Source organism: Hydrogenophaga sp. Root209 (assembly GCF_001428625.1).
Lineage (GTDB): Bacteria > Pseudomonadota > Gammaproteobacteria > Burkholderiales > Burkholderiaceae_C > Hydrogenophaga.
The window spans coordinates 414,387-439,893 of sequence record NZ_LMIE01000029.1 but is presented as its reverse complement, the minus strand read 5'-3'; the positions used below and the strand labels follow the sequence as shown (position 1 = coordinate 439,893).

The window sequence follows — 25,507 nt, the reverse complement described above, 5'->3', positions numbered from 1 at the left end:
ATCTTCAATCCCCAAGGACTCCCATGCCCGCCTTGAGCCCCATCATGTCTGCGCCCGTTTCGCGCACCCGGTTTGCTCCATTGCAGCCGAATCACTTGTTGCGAGGACTGTCCGTGTTGGCGCTCGCCGTGGTGTTGAGCGCCTGCGACAAGCCTGCAGCGCCCGCAGCTGCGGCCGGTGCTGGCATGCCGGCGCCCGAAGTGGGTGTGGTGACGGTCGCGCCAGGAGACGTGGGTCTCGTGACCGAGCTGCCGGGCCGACTGGAAGCCTCACGGGTGGCGCAGGTTCGGGCGCGCGCGGCGGGCATCCTGCAGGAGCGGTTGTTCCGCGAAGGCAGCGACGTGAAGGCGGGCCAGGCGCTGTTCCGCATCGATGCGTCGCCTTATGCAGCGGCACTGCAAAGCGTGCAAGCGGGGCTGGCCCGTTCGCAGGCCAACCTCACGCAGGCCAGCGCGCTGGCAGAACGCTATGCGCCCCTGGTGAAGGAAAACGCCATCAGCCAGCAGGAGTACGCCAACGCCGTGGCGGCTCAGAAGCAGGCCGAGGCCGACGTGGCCGCGGGCAAGGCGGCGGTGCAGACCGCCAACATCAACCTGAACTATGCGCGTGTCACAGCGCCGATCTCCGGTCGCATCGGCCGCGCGCTGGTCACCGAGGGCGCACTGGTCGGGCAGGGCGAGGCCACCCAGTTGGCGGTGATCCAGCAGATCAATCCGATGTATGTGAACTTCACCCAGTCCGCCTCCGAGGTCTACAAGCTGCGCAAGGCCATGGACAGTGGTCAGCTCAAGGGCGCGGGTGCGCAAGCCGCTGCGGTGCAGGTGGTGATGGAAGACGGAAGCGTGTACGAGCAGGCGGGCCGCCTGCTGTTCTCCGACCTCACCGTGGACAGCACCACCGGCCAGGTGACCCTGCGCGCCGAGGTGCCCAACCCCAAGGGCACGCTGCTGCCGGGCTTGTATGTGCGTGTGCGTCTTGAGCAGGCCACCGCAGGCAACGCGATCACGCTGCCGCAACAGGCCGTGACGCGTTCGGCACAAGGCGATTCCGTGTCGGTGGTGGATGCCGAGGGCAAGATTGCGAAACGCACCGTGAAAGTGGGCGGCCAGCAGAACGGTCGCTGGGTGATCCTCGACGGCCTGAAGGCGGGTGAACAGGTCATGGTCGACGGCTTCCAGAAGCTGCAGATGATGCCGCCAGGCACGGCGGTGAAAGCCGTGCCGTGGCAGGCGCCCGGCAGCGCACCTGTCGCGCCCGCGGCCGCCGCGCCGGCGCCCGAGGCCACGAAGTAAGGAGCGCCCGACATGGCGAAATTCTTCATTGACCGGCCCATCTTCGCGTGGGTGATTGCGCTCTTCATCATGGTGATGGGCGGCGTGTCCATCACGCAGTTGCCGATCGCGCAGTACCCACCTGTGGCTCCGCCGGCCATCGTCATCAACGCCACCTACCCCGGCGCCTCCGCCGCCACGCTGGAGAACAGCGTGTTGTCGGTGATCGAGCAGGAAATGAACGGCTCGCCTGGCCTGATCTACATGGAGTCGGTGGCGCAGGCCAACGGCACCGGCAGCATCACGTTGAGCTTTGAGACCGGGACCAACGCCGACCTGGCTCAGGTGGACGTGCAGAACCGCCTCTCGCGCGCCTCGCCGCGCCTGCCCTCGGCGGTGACGCAGCAGGGCGTGCGCGTGGACAAGTCGCGAAGCAACTTCCTGCTGTTCGCCATCCTCTCCAGCGACGACCCTGCCTGGAACCCGGTGGCGCTGGGCGACTACGCCTCGCGCAGCGTGGTGCCCGAGTTGCAACGCCTGCCCGGCGTGGGCCAGGCGCAGCTGTTCGGCACCGAACGCGCCATGCGAATCTGGATCGACCCGGCCAAGCTGCTGGGCTACAACCTCAGCGCCGCCGATGTCACCAATGCGATCCGCGCGCAGAACGCGCAGGTGTCGGCGGGTGAAATCGGTGCCTTGCCCAACGTGGGCGGCCAGAGCATTGCGGCCACCGTGGTGGTCAACGGCCAGCTCGCCAGCGTCGAGCAGTTCGGCAACGTGGTGCTGCGCGCCAGCGCCGACGGCGCCACCGTGCGCCTGAAAGACGTGGCCCGCATCGAACTCGGTGCGCAGGCCTACGCCACCTCGGCGCGCCTGAACGGCAAGCCATCCACCGGTATCGGTGTGCAGCTCTCGCCCAGCGGCAATGCGCTGGCCACGGCCGATGCGGTGCGCGCCAAGATGCATGAGCTCGAGCGCTTCTTTCCCAAAGGCATGACCTGGTCGATTCCTTACGACAGCTCGCGCTTCGTGAAGATCTCCATCGAACAGGTGGCGGTCACACTGGGCGAGGCCATGCTGCTGGTGTTCCTGGTGATGTTCCTGTTCCTGCAGAACTTCCGCTACACCATCATTCCCACCATCGTGGTGCCGGTGGCGCTGCTGGGCACGTTCGCCGTGTTGCTGGCCATGGGCTTTTCCATCAACGTGCTGACCATGTTCGGCATGGTGCTGGTGATCGGCATCGTGGTGGACGACGCCATCGTGGTGGTGGAGAACGTCGAACGCATCATGAGCGAGGAGGGCCTGCCGCCTCTGGAGGCCACGCGCAAGGCCATGACGCAGATCTCGGGTGCCATCATCGGCGTGACGGTGGTGCTGATCTCGGTCTTCGTGCCGCTGGCCTTCTTTGCCGGCTCGGTGGGCAACATCTACCGCCAGTTCTCCGCCGTCATGGGCGTGTCCATCGCGTTCTCGGCGTTCCTGGCACTGTCGCTCACGCCTGCGTTGTGCGCCACCCTGCTCAAGCCGGTGGAGGCTGGTCACCACCACGAGAAGAAGGGATTCTTCGGTTGGTTCAACCGAGGCTTTGCGCGCACCGCCAAGGGCTACGAAGGTGGTGTGGCCAAACTGCTGCCGCGCGCCGGCCGCACGCTGGTGATCTACCTGGCCATCGTCGCCGCGGCGGTGGTGGTCTACATGCGCCTGCCCACCTCGTTCCTGCCGGGCGAAGACCAGGGCACGATGCTGGTCAACGTGCAGTTGCCACCCGGCGCCACGCAAGAGCGCACGCTGGAGGTGATCAAGCAGGTGGAAGACTTCATCCTCAAGCAACCCGAAGTGCAGAGCATGGTCGGCGTGCTGGGCTTCAGCTTTTCGGGCCAGGGCCAGAACGCGGCGCTCGCGTTCATCACGCTCAAGGACTGGGACGAACGCACCGCACCCGGTAGTTCTGCCGAAGCCGTGGCTGGCCGGGCCTTCGGCGCGCTCTCGGGCGTGCGCGACGCATTCATCTTTCCGCTGAGCCCGCCACCCATTCCCGAACTGGGTGCATCGTCCGGCTTCAGTTTTCGTTTGCAAGACCGTGCGGGTCTGGGGCGTGAGGCCCTGCTCAGCGCGCGCGGCCAGTTGCTGGGTCTGGCATCGCAGAGCAAGGTGCTTGCCCAGGTGCGTCCGGACGGCCTGGAAGATGCACCCCAGTTGCAGATCGACATCGATCGCGACAAGGCCAATGCGCTGGGCGTGGGGTTTGACGCGATCAACGCGGCCATCGGCACTGCTTTGGGTTCGAGCTATGTGAACGATTTCCCCAATGCCGGACGCCTGCAGCGCGTGATCGTGCAAGCGGATGCACCCGCTCGCATGCAGCCCGATGATCTGATGCGCCTGAACGTGGTCAACAACAAGGCGCAAGCGGTGCCGCTTTCGGCCTTTGCCACCACGAAGTGGATCACCGGCCCGATGCAGACCGTGCGCTACAACGGTTACCCGTCCATGCGCATCAGCGGCAGCGCTGCGCCTGGCGCCAGCACGGGTGCGGCGATTGCCGAGATGGAGCGGCTCGCTGCCCAGTTGCCGCAAGGCATTGGCTACGAGTGGACCGGCCAGACGCGTGAGGAAAAGCTCGCAGGCTCGCAGGCCATCGTCCTGTACGCCTTTGCCATCCTGGCGGTGTTCCTGTGCCTGGCCGCGCTGTACGAGAGCTGGACGATTCCGCTCTCGGTGATCCTGGTGGTGCCGCTGGGCGTGGTGGGTGTGCTGCTCGCAACCTTGTTCAGGGGGTATTCCAACGATGTGTACTTCCAGGTCGGACTGATCACCATCATCGGCCTGTCGGCGAAAAACGCGATCCTGATCATCGAGTTCGCCAAGGACCTGCAGGCGCAGGGCAAGGGCGTGATCGAGTCCGCGCTGGCCGCGGCCCACCTGCGGTTCCGCCCCATCGTCATGACCTCGCTGGCGTTCACGCTGGGCGTATTGCCGCTGGCACTGGCCTCGGGCGCAGGCTCGGCGAGCCAGCGCGCCATCGGCACCGGCGTGATCGGCGGCATGCTCACCGGCACCGCATTGGCGGTCGTGTTCGTGCCGATCTTCTTTGTGGTGGTGCGCACACTGTTCAAAGGCAGCGAACGCCAACACCGCCGCGATGCCGAACAGGCTGAACACCATGGAGTGCATTGAAAAATGCCCCCCCTGCGCCGCTTCGCGTCTTCCCCCCCTGGAGGGGGGACCACACCTGCAGCCCGGCAAAGCCGGTTCTGCGGTGTGTGCCGGGCCGCATCTCTTCTTTCGTTGCATTGCGTGTATCGCGGTGCCATGTGGAGCTACTGACATGACATTTGATTTCCATCTGCGCTTCGGAGCCCTGAGCCTGGCGGTGCTTGCGCTTTCCGGATGTTCTTTCACGCCGAAGTACGAGCGCCCGGCCGCCCCGGTGGCCAGCACCTTCCCTGATCAGACCGCCCCCACGGCGGCCCAGGCCGACAACATGGCCTGGCGCGAGTTCGTGGGCGATGCGCGCCTGCGCGATCTGATTGCGCTGTCGCTGACCAACAACCGCGACCTGCGCGTGGCCACGCTCAACATCGAGCAGGTGCGAGCGCAGTACCAGATCCGGCGTGCCGACCAGTTCCCCTCGGTGGGTCTGGCAGCAGCAGGCAACCGCCAGCCCGACGGCAATGGCGGCATCACCAGCACCTACAGCGTGGGCCTGGCCCTGAGCAGCTGGGAGATCGATTTCTTCGGTCGCCTGGGCAGCCTGAAAGAAGCGGCGCTGGCGCAGTACCTCGCCAGCGAGGAAGCGCGCCACGCCGCGCAGACCAGCCTGGTGGCGGCCGTGGCGAGCACCTGGTTGAGCCTGCAGACCAACGACGAGTTGCTGGCCCTGACCCAGCGCACCCTGGCCACACGCGAAGACTCGCTGCGACTGAGCAAGTTGCGCTTCGACAACGGCGCCACCTCGGCGCTGGACCTGCGCCAGGCCGAGTCGCTGACCGCGGCGGCGCAAGCGGCATTGGCCCAGCAGCGGCGCCTGCGCGCGCTGGATCTGAACGCGCTCACGCTGCTGGTGGGGCAGACACCACCGGCCGCGCTGCTCCCGGCGCCACCCACCATGCCCGAGGTCGTCACGGCCAACACCAACGGTGCCAAGGTGCCGACCGCGCCGGTGCCCGCCGCGCCGATGCTGCGTGATGTGCCGGCCGGTTTGCCGTCCGATCTGCTCACGCGCCGCGCGGACATCCGCCAGGCCGAGCAGCAGCTGATCGCCGCCAACGCCAACATCGGTGCCGCGCGTGCAGCCTTCTTCCCGCGCATCTCGCTCACGGCAAGTGCAGGCACGGCCAGCAGCAGCCTCTCGGGCCTGTTCAAGGACGGATCATGGGGATTCACGCTGGCACCGCAGGCCTTGCTGCCGATCTTCGATGCCGGACGCAACAACGCCAACCTCGATTCCGCCAAGGCCGCACGCAGCATTGCCGTGGCGCAGTACGAAAAGGCGATCCAGACCGCGTTTCGCGAAGTGGCGGACGCGCTGGCCGGCAGCGCCACGCTGGGCGACCAGCTCACGGCGCAGCAGATGCAGGCCACAGCCGAGGCCGAGCGTTTCCGCCTGGCCGAACTGCGTTACCGCAATGGCGTGGCAAGTTTCCTGGACGTGCTCGATGCACAACGCTCACTGTTCACGACGCAGCAGGCATTGGCCCAGACGCGCCTGGCGCAGCAGCAAAACCAGGTGGCCTTGTACAAGGCGCTGGGCGGCGGCTGGAAGGAGTAGTGAACCCCCTGCGCCGCTGACGCGGCTTCCCCCTGAAAGGGGGACAACGCCTGCGGCCCGGCGAAGCCGGTTCCGCGGCGTTCTGGACGGGGGGCGCGCCGGAAGCACGCCGGCTAAAGGTCACGTTCCGAAGCGCTGTGTCTTGTCCAGGGCTCCCGAGGATCCGGCTTTGCCGGCCCCAGGGTGCGCCCCCCTCCAAGGGGGGACGCGCGAAGCACGGCGGGGGGTCAAGTCGTCAAGTCGTAGAACTTGACGATGTGCTCCCAGGCCACCTGCGGATCGTCCACGTACTGGAACAGCTTCAGGTCTTCGGGCGAGATCGCGCCTTCTTCCACCAGCACATCCAGATTGACCAGGCGCTTCCAGTAGTCCGATCCGAACAGCAGGATGGGTACCGGCTTGGCCTTCTTGCATTGCACCAGCGTGATCACCTCGAACAGCTCGTCGAGCGTGCCGAAGCCGCCGGGGAACGCCAGCAGTGCCTTGGCGCGCATCATGAAATGCATCTTGCGCAGCGCGAAGTAGTGGAACTTGAAACTCAGCTCGGGTGACACATACGGGTTGGCCGCCTGCTCGTGCGGCAGCGCGATGTTCAGACCCACGTTGAGCGCGCCTTCGTCGTGCGCACCGCGGCTGGCAGCTTCCATGATGCCGGGGCCTCCGCCGGTGCAGATGAAGAGCTGGTCGGCCTTGGGACAGCTTGCGCTGTAGCGTGCCACCATGCGTGCAAACGCGCGTGCATGGTCGTAGTAGGGCGCGTTGCGCACCATGGCCTTGGCGCGCACGATGTCCGCGACCTCACCGCTGCGCTCGGCGCGCACCAGCATTTCCTGGGCTTCGCTGGCCTCGCGAAAACGCGCGCTGCCGAACACCACGACAGTGTTCTCGATGCCGGCGTCGCGTTGGGCCAGATCGGGCTTGAGCATCTCGAGCTGGAAACGGATGCCGCGCGTTTCGCGGCGCAGCAGAAACTCCGGGTCGGCAAAAGCCAGCCGGTAGGCGTCGGCATGCAGGGCATTGCCTTCGTTGGCGTGGGTCTGCAGCTCGGCCCACGCGTCCGCCAGACGGCGCTCGTTGATGTTCTGTGTGGTTTCCATGAGGGGCTCCTTGAGACTTCAGTGTCTTCGAATTGTGTGGCTACAAACCCAGCGCAAGAGCCAATGGCACGAACAGGATCGCCAGCGCATTGCCCAGCATGATCATGGCGCCGACCTTGTCGGGTTCCTGGTGGTATCGCTCGGCGAGCATGAACTGCATCACGGCCGGTGGCAGGGCGGCAAACAACAGCAGCTGGCCGCGCGCCGCGCCCTCCAGGCCCAGTGCCCAGGCCAGCGGAATGCCGATGGCCAGACCGATCATGGGTCGGGCGAGGGCGCCCAACATGCCCAGCGCCAGGCCTGGGCGGGTCAGGGCGGTGAGCCGCACCCCCAGGGCAAACAGCATCAAGGGCAGCAACGCGTCGCCCAGCAGCTTCAGGCCGGAGAGCACCACGTCGGGTGGACGCACATCGCTCAGCGCGCTGATGAAGCCCAGGGCGGTGCCGATCATGAGCGGGCTGGTGAGCAGGTCGCGCGTGCGCGCCATGCGGCTGGTGATGCGCGCGCCCAGCGAAAAATGCAGCAGGTTGCTCACCGAAAACAACGCCACCGCCGCGCCAAAATGGGCCGGGCCGAAAGCCAGCAGGGCCAGCGGCAGCCCCATGTTGCCGCAGTTGTTGAACATGACCACCGGCACCAGCGTGCGCGGCTGCGCGCCAAAGGCCCTGGCCAGCGGCCAGGCCAGCAGACCACTGAGCAGGATGAGCACCGTGCCCCCGATCAGCAGCGCGGTGTGCTCGGCCATGCGGAAATCGCGCGAGGCCAGCGCCGAATACACCAGCAGCGGCGCCAGCACATCGAGCGCGATGCGGTTGAACGTCGACATGTCGGGCACACCGCGGCGCGCGTAGCCGTAGCCGATGGCCACGATCAGGAAGACCGGGATGATGACGTCGGTGATGCGGCTGATCAGGTCCATGGCGGCAGGTGTTGGATGCAAAAAACGCAAGAGGCTCCCGCAGGAGCCTCTTGAGCCAAACGATCAGTGTCTGATCAGACCCGTTTGCGGTACTCGCCGGTGCGGGTGTCGATCTCGATCTTGTCGTCCTGTGCCACGAACAGCGGCACGGCCACTTCGAAGCCGGTGGCGATCTTGGCGGGCTTGAGCACCTTGCCGGACGTGTCGCCCTTGACGGCGGGCTCGGTCCAGGTGATCACGCGCTCGACGCTGGTGGGCAGTTCGACCGAGATGGCCTTGCCGTCGTAGAACACCACTTCAACGGTCATGCCGTCTTCCAGGTAGTTCAGGGCGTCGCCCATGTTCTCGGCTTCCACCTCGTACTGGTTGAAGTCGCTGTCCATGCACACGTACATCGGGTCGGCGAAGTAGGAGTAGGTGCACTCCTTCTTGTCCAGGATGATCTGGTCCATCTTGTCGTCGGCCTTGCAGACGACTTCGGTGGCCATGTTGTTGAGCAGGGCCTTGAGCTTCAGGCGCACGGTGGCGGCACCACGGCCACCACGGCTGTATTCGGTTTTCAGGACGATCATCGGGTCCTTGCCGTGCATGATGACGTTGCCGGCGCGGAGTTCTTGAGCGATTTTCATAAGGGTTCCAACGGTTGGGCCGCGCGTTCCCGGCGTGGGCTGGACACCCGGGAACCGATCTGATGGCTGCGATCTGTGCGGCGAGACAGATGGCTGGCAGGAATGGAGCGCCAGGTTGAGCCTGAGCCGATTTCTGCAAAGCCTCGCATTTTATCGCTTTTCGCTCACTGCTTCTGCGCCACGAAGTCGACCAGCTGGCTGCACAGGTCGGGCTGAGCCAGCAGCCTCGCGCGGGCGGCCTGCACGCACGTGCGCCAGTCGTCGAGATCGTTCGGCCCTGGCCAGACCGCGGGCTGGCCGCCGATGCCGTTCCAGGCGCGGTGAAATGCCCGCAGGGAGGCGGGCGCTTGCAGCCAGTCGAGGAAGGCCTCGAGCTTGGCGTGGTGGGCGTCGTCGAGCTGCGGGTAGATCTGCCAGACGAAGGGCTGACCGGCCCACAGCGAGCGCACCAGCGAGTCTTCGCCACGCACGAAATTGAGGTCGCAGGCCCACAGCAGGTGGTCGAAGTCAGGCTGACTGAACAAGGGCAGGGCGTGCAACCGGCCGGCCGGTGCGGCCTGCGCCGCTTGCCACGCGCGTCCGGGCGTCACCAGCCAGTCGGTGCCCAGCGGGTCGCTGGCGGCCTGCCGCAGCACATCGGGCAAGGCGGTGGGCTCATAACAAAACAGGCTCACCCGGCGCTGTGCGGGGGGCAGCCCCAGGGCCTGCAGCCACGCGGCAGTGTCGAACCTGGCCTGTCGCTGCAGCAGGTCAGGCTCGCGCAGCAGCCCGCCCGTGCGCTCGGTGAAGCCGGGGTAGAAGAACCACTTGGTGAGGCCACGCAGCGGCCCGCTCATGACCGGCGAGGGCAGGCGGTGTGAGCGCTCCACGTAGGGTTCGGCGCTCAGGTATTCGAGGTTGATCCACACCGGCGCGGGCTGCCCTGCGGCCACGCGGCTGGCCAGAGCGTCGATGCACTCGGCGGGCGGTTCGCAGCCGAAAGCCTCGATCCACACATCCGCAGGCGGCAGACTGCCCAGCCTGGCGGCCAGCGGGGTGGTCCAGTGCAACACATCGATGCCGGGCCAACCGCCTTCCAGAGCGCCGGGCGCCATCCAGGTCAGTGCCTGTGGGTCGTCCAGCCACAGGCGCACCTGTTCGCCGCGGCGGGCGAGCTGCGCGCAGAGCCGCCAGCACACGCCGACGTCACCGAAGTTGTCGATCACCCTGCAGAAAATGTCCCATCGCATGGGCGCCATTGTCGTGGCAAGGGTTTCAAGGCCGCGCACAATACGCGCCCATGTCCGACACGCATTCCGATCAACTGCTCAGCGAAGTGGCCGCGTTGCCCTCGCTGCCAGGCGTCTACCGTTATTTCGACGCGCAGGGCCAGCTGCTCTACGTGGGCAAGGCGCGCAATCTCAAGAAGCGCGTGTCGAGCTATTTCCAGAAGAGCCACGACGGCACGCGCATCGGCCACATGATCGGCAAGATCGTGCGCATGGAAACCACGGTGGTGCGCTCCGAGGCAGAGGCCTTGCTGCTGGAAAACAACCTGATAAAGACCTTGAACCCGCGGTTCAACATCCTGTTTCGCGACGACAAGAGTTACCCCTACCTCAAGATCACCGGCACGCGCGAGACCTTCCGCACTTCGGCAAAGATGCCGTCGCCCTCGCTGGCGTTTCCGCGCATGGCGTACTACCGCGGCGTGGTGGATCGGCGCCACAGTTACTACGGGCCTTACCCCAGCGCCTGGGCGGTGAAGGAATCCATCACGCTGCTGCAGAAGGTCTTTCACCTGCGCACCTGCGAAGACTCGGTGTTTGCCAACCGCACGCGGCCCTGTCTGCTGTACCAGATCAAGCGTTGCAGCGGTCCGTGTGTGGACCTGATCGACACCGAGGATTACGCGCGCGACGTGCAGGACGCCGAGCGTTTCCTGCGCGGTGAAACGCAGGCGGTGCTCGACGCGCTGGAGCAGCGCATGATGGCGCACGCCGAGAAGCTGGAGTTCGAGCAGGCCGCCGAGCTGCGCAACCAGATGACCGCGCTCTCGCGCGTGCTGCATCAGCAGGCCATCGACAACGTGTCCGACAAGGACGTGGATGTGCTCGCCGTCAAGGTGCACGGTGGGCGCGCCTGCGTGAACCTGGCCATGGTGCGCGGTGGTCGGCACCTGGGCGACCGACCGTACTTCCCGGCCCATGTGGACGACGCCACCGCCATCGACAACGCGCTCTCCGAAGAAGGTGATGCCCCCACCGGCGACCCGGTCGAGCGGGTGGCCGTGCAGGTGCTCGAAGCCTTCATCGCCCAGCATTACCTGGGCATCGCCATGCCCCACATACTGGTCACCAGCCACCCGGTGGGCAAGCCGCTGCTGGACGCGCTCTCGGAGCAAACGGGTGTCAAGGTGAATGCGGTGCACAACCCGCGCGAACACCGTCGCATCTGGCTGGAGATGGCGCAGAAGAACGCCGACATCGCGCTGGCGCGCCTGCTGGCCGAAGAAGGCAGCCAGCAAGCCCGCACCCGCGCGTTGGCCGATGCCCTGCAGCTGCCGGACGACCAGCTTGACGCCCTGCGCATCGAATGCTTCGACATCTCGCACACGGCTGGTGAATCCACCCAGGCGTCGTGTGTGGTGTTCGAAGGCCACAAGATGCAGAACAGCCAGTACCGACGCTACAAGATCGAGGGCATCACCCCGGGCGACGACTACGCAGCGATGAAGCAGGTGCTGCTTCGGCGCTACGGGAAGATTGCCGAGGCGATGCGCTCGGACGACACGCCACCGGCAGCGCCCGCCGCAGTGGCGGTGTTGGTCGGTGTCGCTGCGGAGCCGCTCGATGACGCCGCCACCGAACCCACCGCCGAATCCATCGCCGGCCCGCGCATGCCCGACCTGGTGCTCGTCGACGGCGGCAAGGGCCAGGTGAGCATGGCGCGCGATGTCTTCCAGCAACTGGGCCTGGACCTCTCGCTTATCGTGGGTGTGGAGAAGGGGGAGGGTCGCAAGGTGGGCCTGGAGGAACTCGTTTTCGCCGATGGCCGCGAGAAAGTCTATCTCGGCCACGATTCCGCCGCGCTGATGCTGGTGGCGCAGATCCGCGATGAAGCCCACCGCTTTGCCATCACCGGCATGCGTGCCCAGCGCGCGAAAGTGCGCACCGGTGGCAGCAAGATCGAAGACATTCCCGGTGTGGGGCCGAAGAAGCGCGCGCGCCTGCTGCAGCGCTTTGGCGGTGTGCGCGGCGTGGCCTCGGCGAGCGTTGAGGACCTCTGCACGGTGGAGGGAATTTCGGCCGAGCTGGCCGATGCCATTTACAGGGCCCTGCACTGATGGCCCCGCGCCGGACCGAGTCTGCGGTGGTCAACGCATAATCAGCCCATGTTTTTCAACATCCCCACCCTGCTCACCTGGGCCCGCATCGTGGCCATCCCGTTGATCGTGGGGGTGTTCTATCTGGAAGACATGAGCGTGGCGCAGCAGAACCTGATCGCCACGGTCATGTTCATCGTGTTCGCGCTGACCGACTGGGCCGACGGGTATCTGGCCCGCAAGCTCAACCAGACCTCGGCCTTCGGCGCCTTCCTGGACCCGGTGGCCGACAAATTCCTGGTGTGTGCCGCGCTGCTGGTGCTGGTGCACCTGGAGCGCGCCGACGTGTTCGTCGCGCTCATCATCATCGGCCGCGAAATCGCGATCTCGTCGCTGCGCGAATGGATGGCCATCATCGGTGCCACCAAGAGCGTGGCGGTGCACATGATCGGCAAGGTCAAGACCACCGTGCAGATGGTGGCCATTCCGTTCCTGCTGTTCGACGGGGTGCTGTTCAAGGTGATCGACACGCAGCTCTGGGGCACCTGGCTGATCTGGATCTCGGCGGTGCTGACGGTGTGGTCGATGGTGTACTACCTGCAGAAGGCCATCCCCGAGATCCGTGCCAAGTCGCGCTGAAGGCTTGGCCATGCATTCACCGACGCAAGACAACGCGTGGCTGCGCGCCATGCCCTGGGTGTTCGTGCTCATCTGGAGCACCGGTTTCATCGTGGCGCGCTACGGCATGCCTTACGCGCCGCCCATGAAGTTCCTCGCCGTGCGCTATGCGCTGTCCATCGCCTGCTTCCTGCCCTGGATTCTTCTGGCCGGCGTGAAGTGGCCCACGAACCGAACGCAGTGGATTCACCTGGCCGTCACGGGCGTCTTCATGCACGCGGGTTATCTGGGCGGGGTGTGGGTGGCGGTCAAGGCCGGCATGGGTTCGGGCTTGTCCTCGCTCATCGTCGGCCTGCAGCCGGTGCTCACCGCCATCTGGCTGTCGGGCACCGGCTCCAAGGTGTCCAGGCGCCAGTGGCTCGGTCTGGTGCTGGGCTTTGCCGGGCTGGTGCTGGTGGTTTCGCGCAAGTTCGGCGCGGGTGGCCCGGGCGATCAAGCCACCTGGTTCAACCTGTCGCTGGCGGTCATGGCGCTGTTCTCGATCACGATCGGCACGCTCTACCAGAAGCGCTTTGTGGCGGCATGCGACGTGCGTACCGCCAACGCGGTTCAACTGCTGGCCGCGCTGCTGGTCACATTGCCGCTGACCTTGCTGGAGGCCGAAACCATGCAATGGAATGCCCAGCTCATGGGTGCCATGGCGTGGTCGGTGCTGGGTCTCACGCTGGGCGGCAGTTCGCTGCTGTACATGTTGATCCAGCGCGGTGCGGCGGCCTCGGTCACCAGCCTGATGTACCTGGTGCCGCCGTGCACCGCGCTGATCGCCTGGGTGCTGTTCGCCGAGCCCATCACCGCCGTCACGCTGGCCGGCACCGCGCTCACCGCTTTTGGCGTGAGCCTGGTGGTGCGCGCGGCGCGATGAAGGCGCGCCGCGCGTTGCGGCCGATTCAGACCTACTTCCTGGGCCAGGCCGAACTGAGGTGGAGGTGCGTGGCTTCCAGCAGATGGCTGGCGCCATCGGTTTCTGGCAACGCCATCTCGACCAGGACCTCATTCTTGAACTGAGCTTTGATCACCGGTTTTCCAAGGGCGTCAAGCAGCTTTTTCGTGCCCACGTTTGTGCTGTCGTACTTCAGTTTCATCAGACGCACACCGCGGTTGCGTGCCCGGCACATCGCCCATTGCATGGCCAGCTTGGCCACACCTTTCTGCCGGTATGCCGGCAGCACGCTCAGGCCGACGTCCAGGGACGCCACCTCGGCTGCCACCGCGAAGCGAGCCAGGCCAAGGCCCACCATAGTCTTGCCGGTCGGATCGAACACGCCGAAGTGGCCTGACTTGGCCGAGAGCAGCTGGGACAGGGCCGCCTGGAGGTTCGATACCTCAAAGCGCAGGTAGCGGTCGTCGTCGCTCAGGGCGGCCAGATGTGCTTCGATCAACGCCTTGTCGTGGTCGAGAGAGAGCTCGCGAACCACCCAGGCGGGTGCCGGGAGCGGTGCCGGCTTGGCCCCGAGCTGGTCAAGGAAGGTCTGCTCGTTCTTTCGAATGGTCTCGGCCAGCTTGGTGTCACCGTCCTGGCGGGCCTTGATTTCGGCAGCCGCGTCCTTGGGCGGGTGGCGGTCCACGTCGGGCGGGTAGGTGCCCGGTGTGCCTGGCGCGGCGTTCGACCATCCGCTCAGCTGGCCCAGCGCCAGGAACGATGCCGGATGCCGCTCGACGCGCTGCTTGTCCTTGTTGTACACGCTGCCTGCGCGGCGCATGCGGTCCAGCACTTCCGGGTCGGTGTTGGGCATGAGCCCCGCCTTCAACAGGATGCCCGCCACGTCGACCAGGTCCATTGCCTCGCTGTAGTTCACGCCCTGCAGCGCTGGCGCACGTCCCGCCAGCAGCGCCAGGATGGTCATGCGACCACAGTTGTTGGTGTAGAGCCCCGGGGTGAAATCACCTTTGGCGCCGGGTGGAGGCAGCTTGGGGTGGTGCGTCGGCGCACGGTCGCAGCGCAGCATGGCCAGTTTCAAGGGCGTGAGCTGCAGCTTGCCGGACTTGACGTCGGTCGCCAACTGGGCCAGCGTCTGGTTGGGGTCCACCCCATACAGCCACTGCCGCCCGAGGGGCCCTTGCCCCTGTGCCGCCATTTGCACATTGAATGTCTCGAACGCCGCAAAGTCGTTGAGCAGCGTGAACGTCACCATGGGTGGCCCCGACGCGGTGTACGACTTGACGATGGGCAAGTCCGTCGGAGCGATGTGCTTGTCCGGTGCGCGGTTTTGCAGGTGGTTGTGCAGATCGGCCGTGTTGTAGCTGGCCGAGGGGATGCCCAGCGTGCCGATCGCCAGACCGTCGACCATCGCGGGTTTGTCGCTGATGGGAATGGACTCGTGGTGCGAGATGGACACCGCGCCTTTGCCGGAGAAGCCGATGACGGACACGTGTGTGATGCGTCCGGGATAGGTGTCGCGGTGGTATGACACCGCGGCCACGCCCTGCTGATCGGAGCAACCAGACAGACGCTCGCCCAGCCCCTTGAAGAACGTCGTGCCCCAGGCCAGATCGGCGGGCGATGCAAAGATGCTGTCGAAGATGGAAGCGTCTTCATGCAGCGCTTTCGCGATGGCATCGAAGACCTCGGGCTTGCCACCAAAGGCCTTGGCAAAGCTTGCGTAGTTGGCCGTCTTGCGCAACGCGTCCCCCTTGTCGTTGACCAGTTTGGCGTCTCGTGTTTCTACCGCTGCTGCAAAGGAGGCCCAGGCTTCTTCTTCCTGGCTCAACTCGCGTTCTGGCTCCGGTGGCTTCGGTGGCTTGGGCGCAGGCGCTGAAAACGACAGGAAGCCCTCGCTGTCCGGCTTGAAGTAGGCGATGGCCAGTTCGCTCAGGTCCTGGGGTTGCGTGGCGAACCCGAGCTGGTACAGAAAAGCTTGCAGGCCCGGGCTGTCGGGGGCCTCGTAGCGCGCCAGTGCCACCAGGCAACGCTTGATGAAGTCGACGCAGTTGTCCTTTCCCGCGGGTGCGATACCCGTCATGAAGAAGTCGGTGAACTCTTCCAGCGTCCAGAGGCCTTCCGGAGGGGGCTTGTCCCTGCCGCCCAGCGAGTAGTCGCGCTGCAACTGTTCCCGGCAGATTTTGTACAGCAGCGCGAGGTGGGCGGCCCGAAGATTGCCGAGATCGTTCGACTTGAGACCCTTGGTGTCTGTGCCGAAGTAGTCGGTGTACCAGGGAAGCGCCTTGAATTCCATGTTGTTGTATTCGACGCCCATGCTGCCCATGGTCCTGAAAGTGCGCTTCAGATGTTCGGGCGCGGTTTCCGGCATGTGTCCCATGGTCAGCTTGTCGTCGATGCCCAGCCTCGCCAAGACCTCGGACAACTTGGGATGGTCTTTCAGGTCGGGGTCGAAGTCGGTCCTGGCGAGGGCGAGGTCCGGCGCCGACAGGCTGACTTCGACGTGGCCTGGCAAGAAGGACACGACCTCGCCGGAGCCCCCGCGCCCTATTTGTGTGGGCGCGTGGCGCAGGAAGATGGGGCGCTTGAACGTCACAGGTGGAAGCGCGAACTTTTCCTTGGTGAAATTCGTGAGCTTGGAGGCGTCGATGACTCTCCGGAGGACGGGATTTTTGTACATGGTGTGCTCCTGTGTCCCGTGGCGGTTATTGCGTGGCCAGTTGCAGCTGTGCCTTGGCCACGGCCACCGTGCGCACGATCGCGGTAGCGAGGTCGGCGCCCTTCATGGGCGCCGCGCCCACATGCAGGTGGGAGCGGTAGGCCACCGTGCCGCTGTCCTTCCACTTGCAGAAGCAGCCCAGGCCATCGGCCTCGGCGGGCAGGGCGGCATTGGCCCAGAGCAATTGGCGGTCGATGCCCAGCGATGCTGCGCCCAGGTCGACATAGATGAACAACGTGTCGGGGGCCTGTGCTTCGTCGAACAGCACACCCACGGTGTGTCCTTCGATGTCGACATGGTTCGCCAAGTCATCGGGTTTTTGGTTCTGGATGCCGACGGATTTATAGAAGTCGGTGACGAGATTGAGGTAGTCCTGTTTTTTCATGCTGTGCTCCGTAGGAATCGTTGCCCCGAGATGGGGAGATGGCGCCATTGCCCAGGTGCTGTCGGCACTCGGCGATGACGGGATTCAGTCTAGGAACGCAGGCGCGGTCAGGCCATACGGTCTGGGCCGCAGGATGGCTGTCAGCCTGGCTTGCGAGCAGTTGATGTGCGGCGCGTGCGCACAGGTTTCCAGGGCTCGTGGCGGAACCGTTCCACCAGAAAGTCCACCAGCAGGCGGATGCGCCGCGGCGCCTGAGACCGGTAGGGCGCGAGCCAGTGGATGTCGGCGTCCTGCATGGCGTGATCTGGCAGCACGCGCACCAGTTCGCCGCTGGCCAGTTGCGGAGCGATGTCCCACAGGCTGCGCAGCATGATGCCGTGGCCGGCCAGACACCAGTCGCGCACCATCTCGCCCGAGTTGCTGGAGAGCGGGCCGCTCACCGGCACGTGTTTCACCTGCGCGTGGCCCGAGAGCTGCAGACGCCAATGGTCGAAGCGCTGGCCCGGTCCGCCACCGTTTTCGCGCACCACCAGGCAACTGTGCCCGACCAGTTCCTCCAACGTGCGTGGTGTGCCGTGCTGCCGCAGATAGCCAGGTGCGGCCACCAGCACACGCTGGTTGGCCGCGAGTCGGCGTGACACCCATTCGGCCGCGCGTTCACTCGGCGCGTTCCAGAGCCAGACGGCGCCGTCGAAGCCCTCCACAGCAAGATCGGGCAAATGCTCGGTGAGCTGCAGCTGGACCTGTATGCCGGGATGCCGGGTCTGGAAATCGGCCAGTGCGGGCCCCACCCACCGTCGGCCAAAGCCGAGCGTGGCCGCCAGGCGCACCGGCCCGGCCGGCTCGGCCTGGCGTTCGCGCAGCTCGGCTTCCACCTCGTCGAATGCGCGCAACAGGTGCACCGCGCGCTCGCACAGCGTGTCGCCCTCGGCCGTGGGACTCACGCGCCGCGTGGTGCGCTGGAACAGGCGAAGACCCAGGCGCGCCTCCAGCGCGGCCAGGCGCTTGGTCACGGCCGAGGGTGCCACGCGCAGCGCGCGAGCGGCCATCACCAGGCTGCCATGCTGACGCACAGCGAGCACGAGTTCCAGATCGGGGCGGTCCAATTGTTTCCTTTTGAGAATGAATCAATTGCCGGATTATTGCCGCAATGCGGGCTATGCTGGCGGCCTTTCCAGTCCGTTCCGAAGGAGCCACCATGAGCAAACACCGCATCGCAGTCATCGCCGGAGACGGTATCGGCACCGAAGTCATGCCCGAGGGCCTGCGCGTGCTCGAAGCCGCCGCCACGAAGTTCGGCATCGACCTGCAGTTCGATCACTTCGACTTTTCCAGTTGCGATTACTTCGAGCGCCACGGCAAGATGCTGCCCGACAACTGGAAGGACCAGATCGGCGGCCACGACGCGATCTATTTTGGTGCGGTGGGCTGGCCCGACAAGGTGCCCGACCACATCTCGCTGTGGGGCTCACTGCTGCTGTTCCGCCGCGAGTTCGACCAGTATGTGAACGTGCGGCCCGCGCGCCTCATGCCTGGCGTGATCGCCCCGGTGGTGCGGCGCGACGGCAGCGCGCGTGCGCCCGGCGAGATCGACATGGTGATCGTGCGTGAGAACACCGAAGGCGAGTACTCCAGCATCGGTGGGCGCATGTACCCGGGCACCGAGCGCGAGATCGTGATGCAGGAAACCGTGATGTCGCGCATCGGCGTGGACCGTGTGCTGCGTTATGCGTTCGAGACGGCGCGCTCGCGCCCCAAAAAGCACCTCACCAGCGCGACCAAGAGCAACGGTATCGCCATCACCATGCCGTACTGGGATGAACGCGTGGCGGAGATGGCCAAGGAGTACCCGGACATCAAGGTCGACAAGTTCCACATCGACATCCTCACCGCGCACTTCGTGCAACGCCCCGACTTCTTCGACGTGGTGGTCGGCAGCAACCTGTTCGGCGACATCCTCTCCGACCTCGGCCCCGCCTGCACCGGCACCATCGGCATCGCGCCCAGTGCCAACCTCAACCCCACGCGTCAGCATCCTTCTTTGTTCGAGCCCGTACACGGATCGGCGCCGGACATTGCAGGCAAGGGCATCGCGAATCCGATCGGCCAGATCTGGTGCGGCGCGCTGATGCTCGATTTCCTGGGCCACAAGGCCGCGCACGATGCGGTCATGAACGCCATCGAGTCCGTTCTGCAGCCCGGCAGTGGTGCGCCCCGCACCGGTGACCTCGGCGGACAGGCGGGCACGTCGGATGTGGGCCGCGCGATCGCGCAGGCGATCAAGGGTTGATTCCGGGTGCTCCGCGCGAGGGTGCGGGGCTTGAAAGCGTCTAGAATCCTGCCTCTTGTGCCGTCGGGATTGGGCGCGCGACCCTCGTGTATTGACAGGGGTTGCAGCCCATGGGTCTAATCACTTTTCGTGCGCCACGGTCATCACCGTGTCCAGCGATCAACAGAACCAGTCCCACGGCAGCCAACCGCTCCGTTCCAGGACAAGCTTTGTACCAACGGAACAACTCATCTCAATTCAAGAGGGGCCATTTGTGAACAAAACAGAACTCGTCGAACACATCGCCAAGAACGCCGACATTTCCAAGGCGGCCGCCACGCGTGCACTCGATTCCACCATCACCGCGATCCGCACCACGCTCAAAAAAGGCGGCACCGTGTCGCTCGTGGGCTTTGGCTCCTTTGCCGTGACCAAGCGCCCGGCCCGCAAAGGCCGCAACCCGCGCACCGGCGACGAGATTAAGATCAAGGCCGCCAAGGTGCCGAAGTTCCGTCCGGGCAAGGCCCTCAAAGACGCGCTGAACTGAAGGTGACGCCCCTTTCCCGGTGGGGTGCTTAGCTCAGTTGGCAGAGCGGCTCCTTTACACGGAGTAGGTCGGCGGTTCGACCCCGTCAGCACCCACCACCATCGAAAAGGCGAACCCGGGTTCGCCTTTTTTGTTGTCCCACAGACAACGCTTTACATTCCTTTTGAAGCAGCAGGGTTCCAGGCATGTTCGATACCATCCGCAACCACAAGAAGTACCTCATGGGCTTCTTGATGATCCTGATCATTCCCTCGTTCGTCCTGTTCGGCATCGAGGGATACACCCGGTTCAACGAGAGCGGCGAAGCCGTGGCGTCGGTGGACGGACAAGAGATCACCAAGGCCGAATGGGATCAGGCACACCAGAACGAATCCCGGCGCCTGCGCGAAGCCATGCCCACGCTGGACGCCAAGCTGCTGGACAGCGACGAGGCGCGCTACGCGACGCTGGAGCGTCTGGTGCGCGATCGTGTCATGGGCACCGCTGCACAGAAGCTCAACCTCTTCACCAGCGATCAGCGCCTGGCGCGCGAGCTGCAGCAAAACGAATCCATTGCCGCCCTGCGCAAGCCCGACGGCTCGCTGGACGTGGACGCCTACCGCTCGCTGGTGGCGCGCCAGGGCATGACGCCCGAGATGTTCGAAGCCCGCGTGCGCGCCGACCTGTCGCAGCGGCAGGTTTTGCAGAACATCGTGGGCTCGGGCTTTGCGCCCGTGGGGCTGGCATCCGTGTCGCTCAACGCATTCTTCGAACGCCGCGAAGTTCAGGTTGCCCGTTTCAACGCCGCCGACTTTGCCGCCCGCGTGAAGCCCACCGATGCCGAGATCGAAGCGTTCTACAACGCCAACGGGCCGCTGTTCCAGGCGCCCGAGCAGGTCGACATCGAGTACCTCGTGCTGGATGCCGGTTCGCTGCAGGCATCGCTCTCACTCAACGAAGCCGATGTGCGCGCCTATTACGACCAGAACGCCGGACGCCTGGCCGGCACCGAAGAGCGCCGCGCCCGCCACATCCTGCTGAGCGTGCCCGCGGGCGCGCCCGCCGCCGACAAGGAAGCCGTGCGTGCGAAGGCCGTTGCCTTGCTGGAGCAAGTGCGCAAGGACCCCGCGAGCTTTGCCGACGTGGCCAAGGCGCAGTCGCAAGACCCGGGCTCCGCCGCCAACGGTGGCGATCTGGACTTCTTCGCCCGTGGCGCCATGGTCAAGCCGTTTGAGGACGTGGCGTTCTCGCTGTCCAAAGGGGCCATCTCCGATCTCGTGGAGACAGAGTTCGGCTTTCACATCATTCAGCTCACCGACATCAAGACCCCGCCACAGCGCAGCTTCGAATCCATGAAGCCCGAGATCGAAGCCGAGCTCAAGCAGCAGCAGGCGCAGAAGCAGTTCGCCGAAACCGCCGAGACCTTCAGCAACCTTGTGTACGAGCAGGCCGACAGCCTCAAGCCCGCGGCCGATCGCCTGAAGCTGGAGATCCGCACTGCCCAGGGCGTGCAACGCCAGCCCCAGGGTGCGACCGGTGTCCTGGCCAACGAAAGGCTCCTGGCCGCCTTGTTCACGCCCGACGCCATCGACAAGAAGCGCAACACCGAAGCCATTGAAACCGGCTCCAACCAACTGGTGGCCGCCCGCGTGGTCAAGCACTCGCCCGCCCGCACCCGCCCGCTTGACGAAGTGCGCGAAGCCGTGCGGACTCGCCTGGTGGCGCAGCGCTCGGCCGAACTGGCGCGTCAAGAGGGTGACAAACAACTGCAGGCCTGGAAAGCGGGCGGTGCGGCGACCGGACTCTCTCCTGCCCAGACCGTTTCTCGTGAGAACGCACAGGGTCTGGCGCAGCCCGTGCTGATCGCGGCACTCAGCGCAGATCCCAAGAGCCTGCCGGCCTGGATCGGTGTCCCGCTTGGTGACGAGGGCTATGCCGTCGTGAAGGTTCAAAAGGTGCTGCCGCGAGAAACGCGACCCGCGCAGGCCTTGACCCAGGAAGTGCAGCAGTACAGCCAGTGGTGGGCCACGGCCGAGAGCCTGGCCTATTACGAGACGCTCAAAACGCGTTTTGATGCCCGCATCCTGGTGAACGAGCCCAGCAAGCCCGCCGTTCCGGCGGTGCCCGCCCGCTGAGTTTTCTCGATCGACTGCCGGAAGGCGCTGCGCGACTTCCGGCTATAATCTGCGGCTTGCGGTGGCTGTAGCTCAGTTGGTAGAGTCCAGGATTGTGATTCCTGTTGTCGTGGGTTCGAGCCCCATCAGCCACCCCAAAATTTATCGACCCCTGTAAGTGCTTGATTTTCAAGGCTTCCAGGGGTTTTGTTTTTGGGGCATGGGTACATCGCGTGGGTACATCATGGGTACATCAAACCGGGGGTGGTTGGTGGTCCCGAGTGTCGTAGTGCAGTGTCTCCCCATAGAGCGATTCGTGGCTTATGCGGATGCTGAACCGCTTGATTTCCTTGTCGAAGTCACTGCTTGGATTCATGACCACGAACGAAACCAGCTCGACCTCTTTGCCCACCTGTACGGCATGCTCTCTGTTCAATTTGAAGAACGCCACAGAAGAGCCGAGCTGAACACCAGGAAAGACTCGTTCCAGCAACGGCTGAACGTCTTCAGAGGACTCAACGGGCAGGGGAGCACCATCAAGCATCACCTGTGAGCTTTTGACCACTGCGGGACCGAGGCCCACGTTGGTGAGGGTCATGCGAAACTCAACGGTATGCGTGGAGCCGTCGAGATACGTGGTTCGGTTTGTCGATGTTTCCGTAGTGAGCCGAGGCTTCACAGAGAGCTTGTTGTGCTCTCGTGTCGTCTTGTTGCTCTGAACGGTAAGGTAAAGCGCGCAGAGAGCAACGAGCAGAGCGGCAGCGTCCCAGCTTGCGGTAGACAGGTCTGGCATCGATTGAGCACCTCGGATGTTGAGATGCTGCCCACTGTACTGGGTGCTTGCTGAACGCTCCGAACTCCCCACTTTCAACTTCACCCCTTCTCTCAGCCTGCGGGCCTTGATCATCGAGGGTCAGCCCTGGTTCGTCGTCAAGGATGGGCTGCGGACAACTTTCCTCATCATCCGAGTTATCCTCCTCCGCCTGAACTATGTGGGGGAACGGCTATGTGGATGAAGTGGCCCAAGGTCAAGTTGCGCTGGAGCTACTCACGAGAAGATGTTGTGCTCGCACTGGTTGCAGTTTTTGGACTGCCATTGGCTTGCGTTGCCTTCTGGATGCTGGTGCGAAATGACGCTCTTGAGTTCCCTGGTCATTGGGGCCAACTGGGCGATTTCGTTGGTGGCTTTCTCAACCCGGTCGTCGCACTTGCCGCCTTATACATGTTGGCGCAGTCGGTGCGGATTCAACGAAAGGAGCTGGCAGAAGCGCGAGATGCGTTGCGTGGCCAAGCTGCCAGTGCCCAAGTGTCAGTGGAAATTGCCGGCTACACAGCGGCTATCAATGCGGCTGTATGAACCGCCCCGCGTTTCGTGGAGGCTTGTTGGTTTAAGTCAGGCAGCGGTTGCCACCTGATTGGCGAGATGCCGGTAATAGTTTGCCTCAGCTTCANTGAACCGCCCCGCGTTTCGTGGAGGCTTGTTGGTTTAAGTCAGGCAGCGGTTGCCACCTGATTGGCGAGATGCCGGTAATAGTTTGCCTCAGCTTCAGCCGGAGGTATGTAGCCGATGGGCTCCAGCAGCCTGTGGTGGTTGAACCAAGACACCCATTCCAGGGTGGCCAGCTCCACCGATTCCTTGGTCTTCCAAGGCGCTCTTCGGTGGATCAGCTCGGCCTTGTACAACCCGTTGATGGTCTCGGCCAGCGCGTTGTCGTAGCTGTCACCCTTGCTGCCCACTGAAGGCTCAATGCCCGCCTCGGCCAGGCGCTCGCTGTAGCGGATGCTGACGTATTGCGACCCCCTGTCGGAGTGACAAACCAGGCTGCCATCGCGCTCGGGCTGCCTGGCATACAGCGCCTGCTCAAGTGCATCGAGCACGAAGTCCGTTCGCATCGAACTGCTCACGCGCCAACCGACGATGCGCCGCGCGTACACGTCGATCACGAAGGCCACGTACAGCCAGCCCTGCCAGGTCGAGACGTAGGTGAAATCAGAGACCCATAGCTGGTTGGGCCGATCGGCCTTGAAGACCCGGTTGACCCGATCCAGCGGGCATGGCGCCTTGCCATCACTGATGGTGGTGCGCACCACCTTGCCACGGCTCACACCCTGCAAGCCCAGGCGCTTCATCAAGCGTTCGACCGTGCAGCGGGCAATGGAGATGCCCTCTCGGTTGAGCTGCTTCCAGACCTTGTCGGCACCGTAGACCTGCATGTTGGCTCGCCACACACGTTCAATGTGAGGAGCCAATGCACCGTCACGCTGTGCGCGCTGACATCGCAGGGCCGGGTTGCGTTGCTGGGCGGCGTGGCGCCAATAGCCAGACGGGGCGATCTGCAGCACCTTGCAGATCGACTCGACCCCGTAGGCCTGTCGATGCTGATCGATGAAGCCCTTCAGGACTTCAGACGGCGGCGGTCGAGCTCCGCCTGGGCGAAAAACGCGCTGGCCAGCTTCAGGATCTCGTTGGCCTTGCGCAGCTCCTTGTTCTCGCGTTCGAGCTCCTTCAGGCGCTGCAGGTCGGTCGTCGTGACGCCAGCCCGGGTGCCGGTGTCGATCTCATCGCGCTTGACCCATTCGTTGAGGGTCTGCGGCACGCAGCCGATCTTGGGGGCGATGGACTCGATGGCGGCCCACAGCGAGGGGTACTCGCCTCGGTGCTCCTGCACCATGCGAACGGCGCGTTCGCGGACCTCAGGTGAAAAGTGGTTCGACTTCTTCATGGCTCAATCCTCTCAGAGAAAAGAGCCTCCTCAAAATACGGGGCGGTTCANGGCGCGTTCGCGGACCTCAGGTGAAAAGTGGTTCGACTTCTTCATGGCTCAATCCTCTCAGAGAAAAGAGCCTCCTCAAAATACGGGGCGGTTCAGTTTGGGGTCGAAAGACAGTTCGAAATCGCGGCAACAGACGATCTGGGTGCCGCCTGCGGCGACATGCCTCCAATGTCGGCTGCAGCTTTTAGAACAGCCGTCAAGCTGGCGAGGGCGCTGGCTTCCGTGTGACCTTTGTTCGACAAAGGCCGTGGAGTCACCGTGCGCCCGCAGCCGACAGCAAACGGCCTCATCGTGCTCACCCGTTGGTAGTTTCTACCCGTGCAGAGTCAAAGGAAGAATAGTTCCGTAAATGCACTTCGACTTGTTCGGCCATATGCGATGAAGCCATACACGTCGGCACTTAAGCTGGCCACCACTGCGGAGCCTCGAAATATGTGACTGCTGTGCATCACCCAATGCGACTTCGGCCAAGAAAATGGTTCGGGAATCTAGGTGAGGATGAGCGTACTTGAAAGAAATTATCACATTGGTGGATTCAGTGACTTAAGTCGACAGGCGGCTATTGCACAGAAGACACCCCAAGATACGATCTATGACATTCGGGAAACTGGAGGGTGGATGTATGGGGAGAATTGCTCTAGCGTCGCTTCTATGCGCTTCCTTGTGTATTGGTTGCTCTTCAATAGTTCCTGCGTTGAATGACAGTCCTCGCGTTAGTGCTCAGGACGCCAGCCGAACGCAGTTAAACGCAACGACAAAGGCAACAATTGCAGGCGACGGTACCACTCGTATATTTTCATGTCCAACCGGGCACCTTGTATACGTTCCTCTCCCTCCTATAGCGACCTGGGGGTACACCGAAGTGGCGGTTGGAGCAAATAACGCTGTCTCAACCAAGTCCACGGCTTGGCCTGCCGGAGCGGCAGCTGTACACAAGCTTCTCACAAATATTTCAACGAATATCACCCAGACGTCTGACGAATTTTCTGGAGTTGTTACAGGAATCGGCACAGGTTCTCGCCGCAATAGGAACTACGTGATCGACTTTATGAAATGGCGAGCAGAGCCCCTTACTGACAGTAATGGACAAGCTCTTGGTTGGGCTCGAGTCGGAGTAGGCCTTCGCTTGGTAGTAGTCGTGACATCTGGAGATGTTGATCTCTCGGGCAGC

The 25,507-nt window shown here is 64.2% G+C and carries 19 protein-coding genes, 2 tRNA genes and 1 other annotated feature; of the genes, 12 read left to right on the top strand and 9 right to left on the bottom strand.

Annotation, left to right across the window (positions count from 1 at the left end):
* Positions 1 to 44 precede the first annotated feature (44 nt).
* The 3 genes from ASE11_RS15600 (at position 45) to ASE11_RS15590 (ending at position 6,045) form a co-directional block, all read left to right on the top strand.
* The gene (locus tag ASE11_RS15600; protein WP_156406374.1) at positions 45 to 1,292 is read left to right on the top strand and encodes an efflux RND transporter periplasmic adaptor subunit; all 1,248 of its coding nucleotides are present in this window, start codon (positions 45 to 47) and stop codon (positions 1,290 to 1,292) included.
* A 12-nt stretch (positions 1,293 to 1,304) separates the two neighbouring features.
* A complete protein-coding gene (locus ASE11_RS15595; RefSeq protein WP_056273395.1) occupies positions 1,305 to 4,451 on the top strand; it encodes an efflux RND transporter permease subunit in 3,147 nt (1,048 codons plus the stop codon).
* Between the two features lie 151 nt (positions 4,452 to 4,602).
* Complete coding sequence (locus ASE11_RS15590; RefSeq protein WP_056273392.1) at positions 4,603 to 6,045, top strand: efflux transporter outer membrane subunit; 1,443 nt, start codon at positions 4,603 to 4,605, stop codon at positions 6,043 to 6,045.
* 227 nt (positions 6,046 to 6,272) lie between these two features.
* On the opposite strand, the gene ASE11_RS15585 is transcribed toward ASE11_RS15590, so the two are convergent.
* From ASE11_RS15585 to earP, 4 genes are all read right to left on the bottom strand, one after another.
* On the bottom strand, positions 6,273 to 7,142 hold the full coding sequence (locus ASE11_RS15585) for a TIGR00730 family Rossman fold protein (protein WP_056273389.1): 870 nt from the start codon (positions 7,140 to 7,142) through the stop codon (positions 6,273 to 6,275).
* A gap of 40 nt (positions 7,143 to 7,182) precedes the next feature.
* Positions 7,183 to 8,061, bottom strand: coding sequence for an AEC family transporter (locus ASE11_RS15580; RefSeq protein ID WP_056273387.1), 879 nt, complete (start codon positions 8,059 to 8,061; stop codon positions 7,183 to 7,185).
* A 74-nt stretch (positions 8,062 to 8,135) separates the two neighbouring features.
* Positions 8,136 to 8,690, bottom strand: coding sequence for an elongation factor P (gene efp / locus ASE11_RS15575; RefSeq protein WP_056273384.1), 555 nt, complete (start codon positions 8,688 to 8,690; stop codon positions 8,136 to 8,138).
* Between the two features lie 164 nt (positions 8,691 to 8,854).
* A complete protein-coding gene (earP, locus tag ASE11_RS15570; protein ID WP_082585795.1) occupies positions 8,855 to 9,919 on the bottom strand; it encodes an elongation factor P maturation arginine rhamnosyltransferase EarP in 1,065 nt (354 codons plus the stop codon).
* 50 nt (positions 9,920 to 9,969) lie between these two features.
* Between earP and uvrC the strand changes: the two genes are divergently transcribed.
* Genes uvrC through ASE11_RS15555 form a run of 3 tightly spaced genes read left to right on the top strand, consistent with a single transcriptional unit; the run spans position 9,970 to position 13,534 of the window.
* Positions 9,970 to 12,015, top strand: a complete 2,046-nt coding sequence (gene uvrC / locus ASE11_RS15565) for an excinuclease ABC subunit UvrC (RefSeq protein WP_056273379.1) — start codon at positions 9,970 to 9,972, stop codon at positions 12,013 to 12,015.
* Between the two features lie 48 nt (positions 12,016 to 12,063).
* Complete coding sequence (pgsA, locus tag ASE11_RS15560) at positions 12,064 to 12,633, top strand: CDP-diacylglycerol--glycerol-3-phosphate 3-phosphatidyltransferase (RefSeq protein WP_056273377.1); 570 nt, start codon at positions 12,064 to 12,066, stop codon at positions 12,631 to 12,633.
* A gap of 10 nt (positions 12,634 to 12,643) precedes the next feature.
* Positions 12,644 to 13,534, top strand: coding sequence for a DMT family transporter (locus ASE11_RS15555; protein WP_056273374.1), 891 nt, complete (start codon positions 12,644 to 12,646; stop codon positions 13,532 to 13,534).
* 31 nt (positions 13,535 to 13,565) lie between these two features.
* On the opposite strand, the gene ASE11_RS15550 is transcribed toward ASE11_RS15555, so the two are convergent.
* The 3 genes from ASE11_RS15550 to ASE11_RS15540 all read right to left on the bottom strand — a co-directional run bounded on the left by ASE11_RS15550 (position 13,566) and on the right by ASE11_RS15540 (position 17,759).
* Entirely contained in the window at positions 13,566 to 16,229 is a 2,664-nt protein-coding gene (locus ASE11_RS15550; protein ID WP_056273371.1) for a GNAT family N-acetyltransferase, read from the bottom strand.
* A 25-nt stretch (positions 16,230 to 16,254) separates the two neighbouring features.
* Positions 16,255 to 16,653, bottom strand: coding sequence for a hypothetical protein (locus ASE11_RS15545; protein ID WP_056273368.1), 399 nt, complete (start codon positions 16,651 to 16,653; stop codon positions 16,255 to 16,257).
* A gap of 140 nt (positions 16,654 to 16,793) precedes the next feature.
* Complete coding sequence (locus ASE11_RS15540; protein ID WP_056273364.1) at positions 16,794 to 17,759, bottom strand: LysR family transcriptional regulator; 966 nt, start codon at positions 17,757 to 17,759, stop codon at positions 16,794 to 16,796.
* Between the two features lie 92 nt (positions 17,760 to 17,851).
* On the opposite strand from ASE11_RS15540, the gene ASE11_RS15535 reads away from it, so the two are divergent.
* From ASE11_RS15535 to ASE11_RS15515, 5 genes are all read left to right on the top strand, one after another.
* Positions 17,852 to 18,943 carry a tartrate dehydrogenase gene (locus ASE11_RS15535; protein ID WP_056274255.1) on the top strand — a complete coding sequence of 364 codons (1,092 nt, stop codon included), beginning with the start codon at positions 17,852 to 17,854 and terminating at the stop codon, positions 18,941 to 18,943.
* A gap of 235 nt (positions 18,944 to 19,178) precedes the next feature.
* Positions 19,179 to 19,469, top strand: coding sequence for an HU family DNA-binding protein (locus ASE11_RS15530; RefSeq protein ID WP_268766309.1), 291 nt, complete (start codon positions 19,179 to 19,181; stop codon positions 19,467 to 19,469).
* Positions 19,470 to 19,491: 22 nt separating this feature from the next.
* Positions 19,492 to 19,567: transfer RNA gene (locus tag ASE11_RS15525), tRNA-Val, on the top strand.
* An 87-nt stretch (positions 19,568 to 19,654) separates the two neighbouring features.
* Positions 19,655 to 21,583 (top strand): SurA N-terminal domain-containing protein, encoded by a 1,929-nt coding sequence (locus ASE11_RS15520; RefSeq protein ID WP_056273359.1) that lies wholly within the window; start codon positions 19,655 to 19,657, stop codon positions 21,581 to 21,583.
* Positions 21,584 to 21,644: 61 nt separating this feature from the next.
* Positions 21,645 to 21,720 (top strand) — tRNA-His (locus tag ASE11_RS15515).
* A 95-nt stretch (positions 21,721 to 21,815) separates the two neighbouring features.
* Here ASE11_RS15515 and ASE11_RS15510 read toward each other — a convergent pair.
* On the bottom strand, positions 21,816 to 22,160 hold the full coding sequence (locus ASE11_RS15510) for a hypothetical protein (RefSeq protein WP_056273356.1): 345 nt from the start codon (positions 22,158 to 22,160) through the stop codon (positions 21,816 to 21,818).
* Between the two features lie 414 nt (positions 22,161 to 22,574).
* Between ASE11_RS15510 and ASE11_RS25945 the strand changes: the two genes are divergently transcribed.
* Complete coding sequence (locus tag ASE11_RS25945; RefSeq protein ID WP_156406373.1) at positions 22,575 to 22,919, top strand: hypothetical protein; 345 nt, start codon at positions 22,575 to 22,577, stop codon at positions 22,917 to 22,919.
* A gap of 134 nt (positions 22,920 to 23,053) precedes the next feature.
* Here ASE11_RS25945 and ASE11_RS25440 read toward each other — a convergent pair.
* Positions 23,054 to 24,285, bottom strand: a protein-coding gene (locus ASE11_RS25440) for an IS3 family transposase (RefSeq protein ID WP_156406372.1) whose coding sequence is annotated in 2 segments (ribosomal slippage) — positions 23,054 to 23,997 and positions 23,997 to 24,285 — 1,233 coding nt in all. Because the reading frame shifts where the segments join, the coding sequence is not laid out codon by codon here.
* Positions 23,888 to 24,007 (bottom strand) — a sequence feature (AL1L pseudoknot). Its footprint overlaps the gene before it by 120 nt.
* Positions 24,286 to 25,507 lie beyond the last annotated feature (1,222 nt).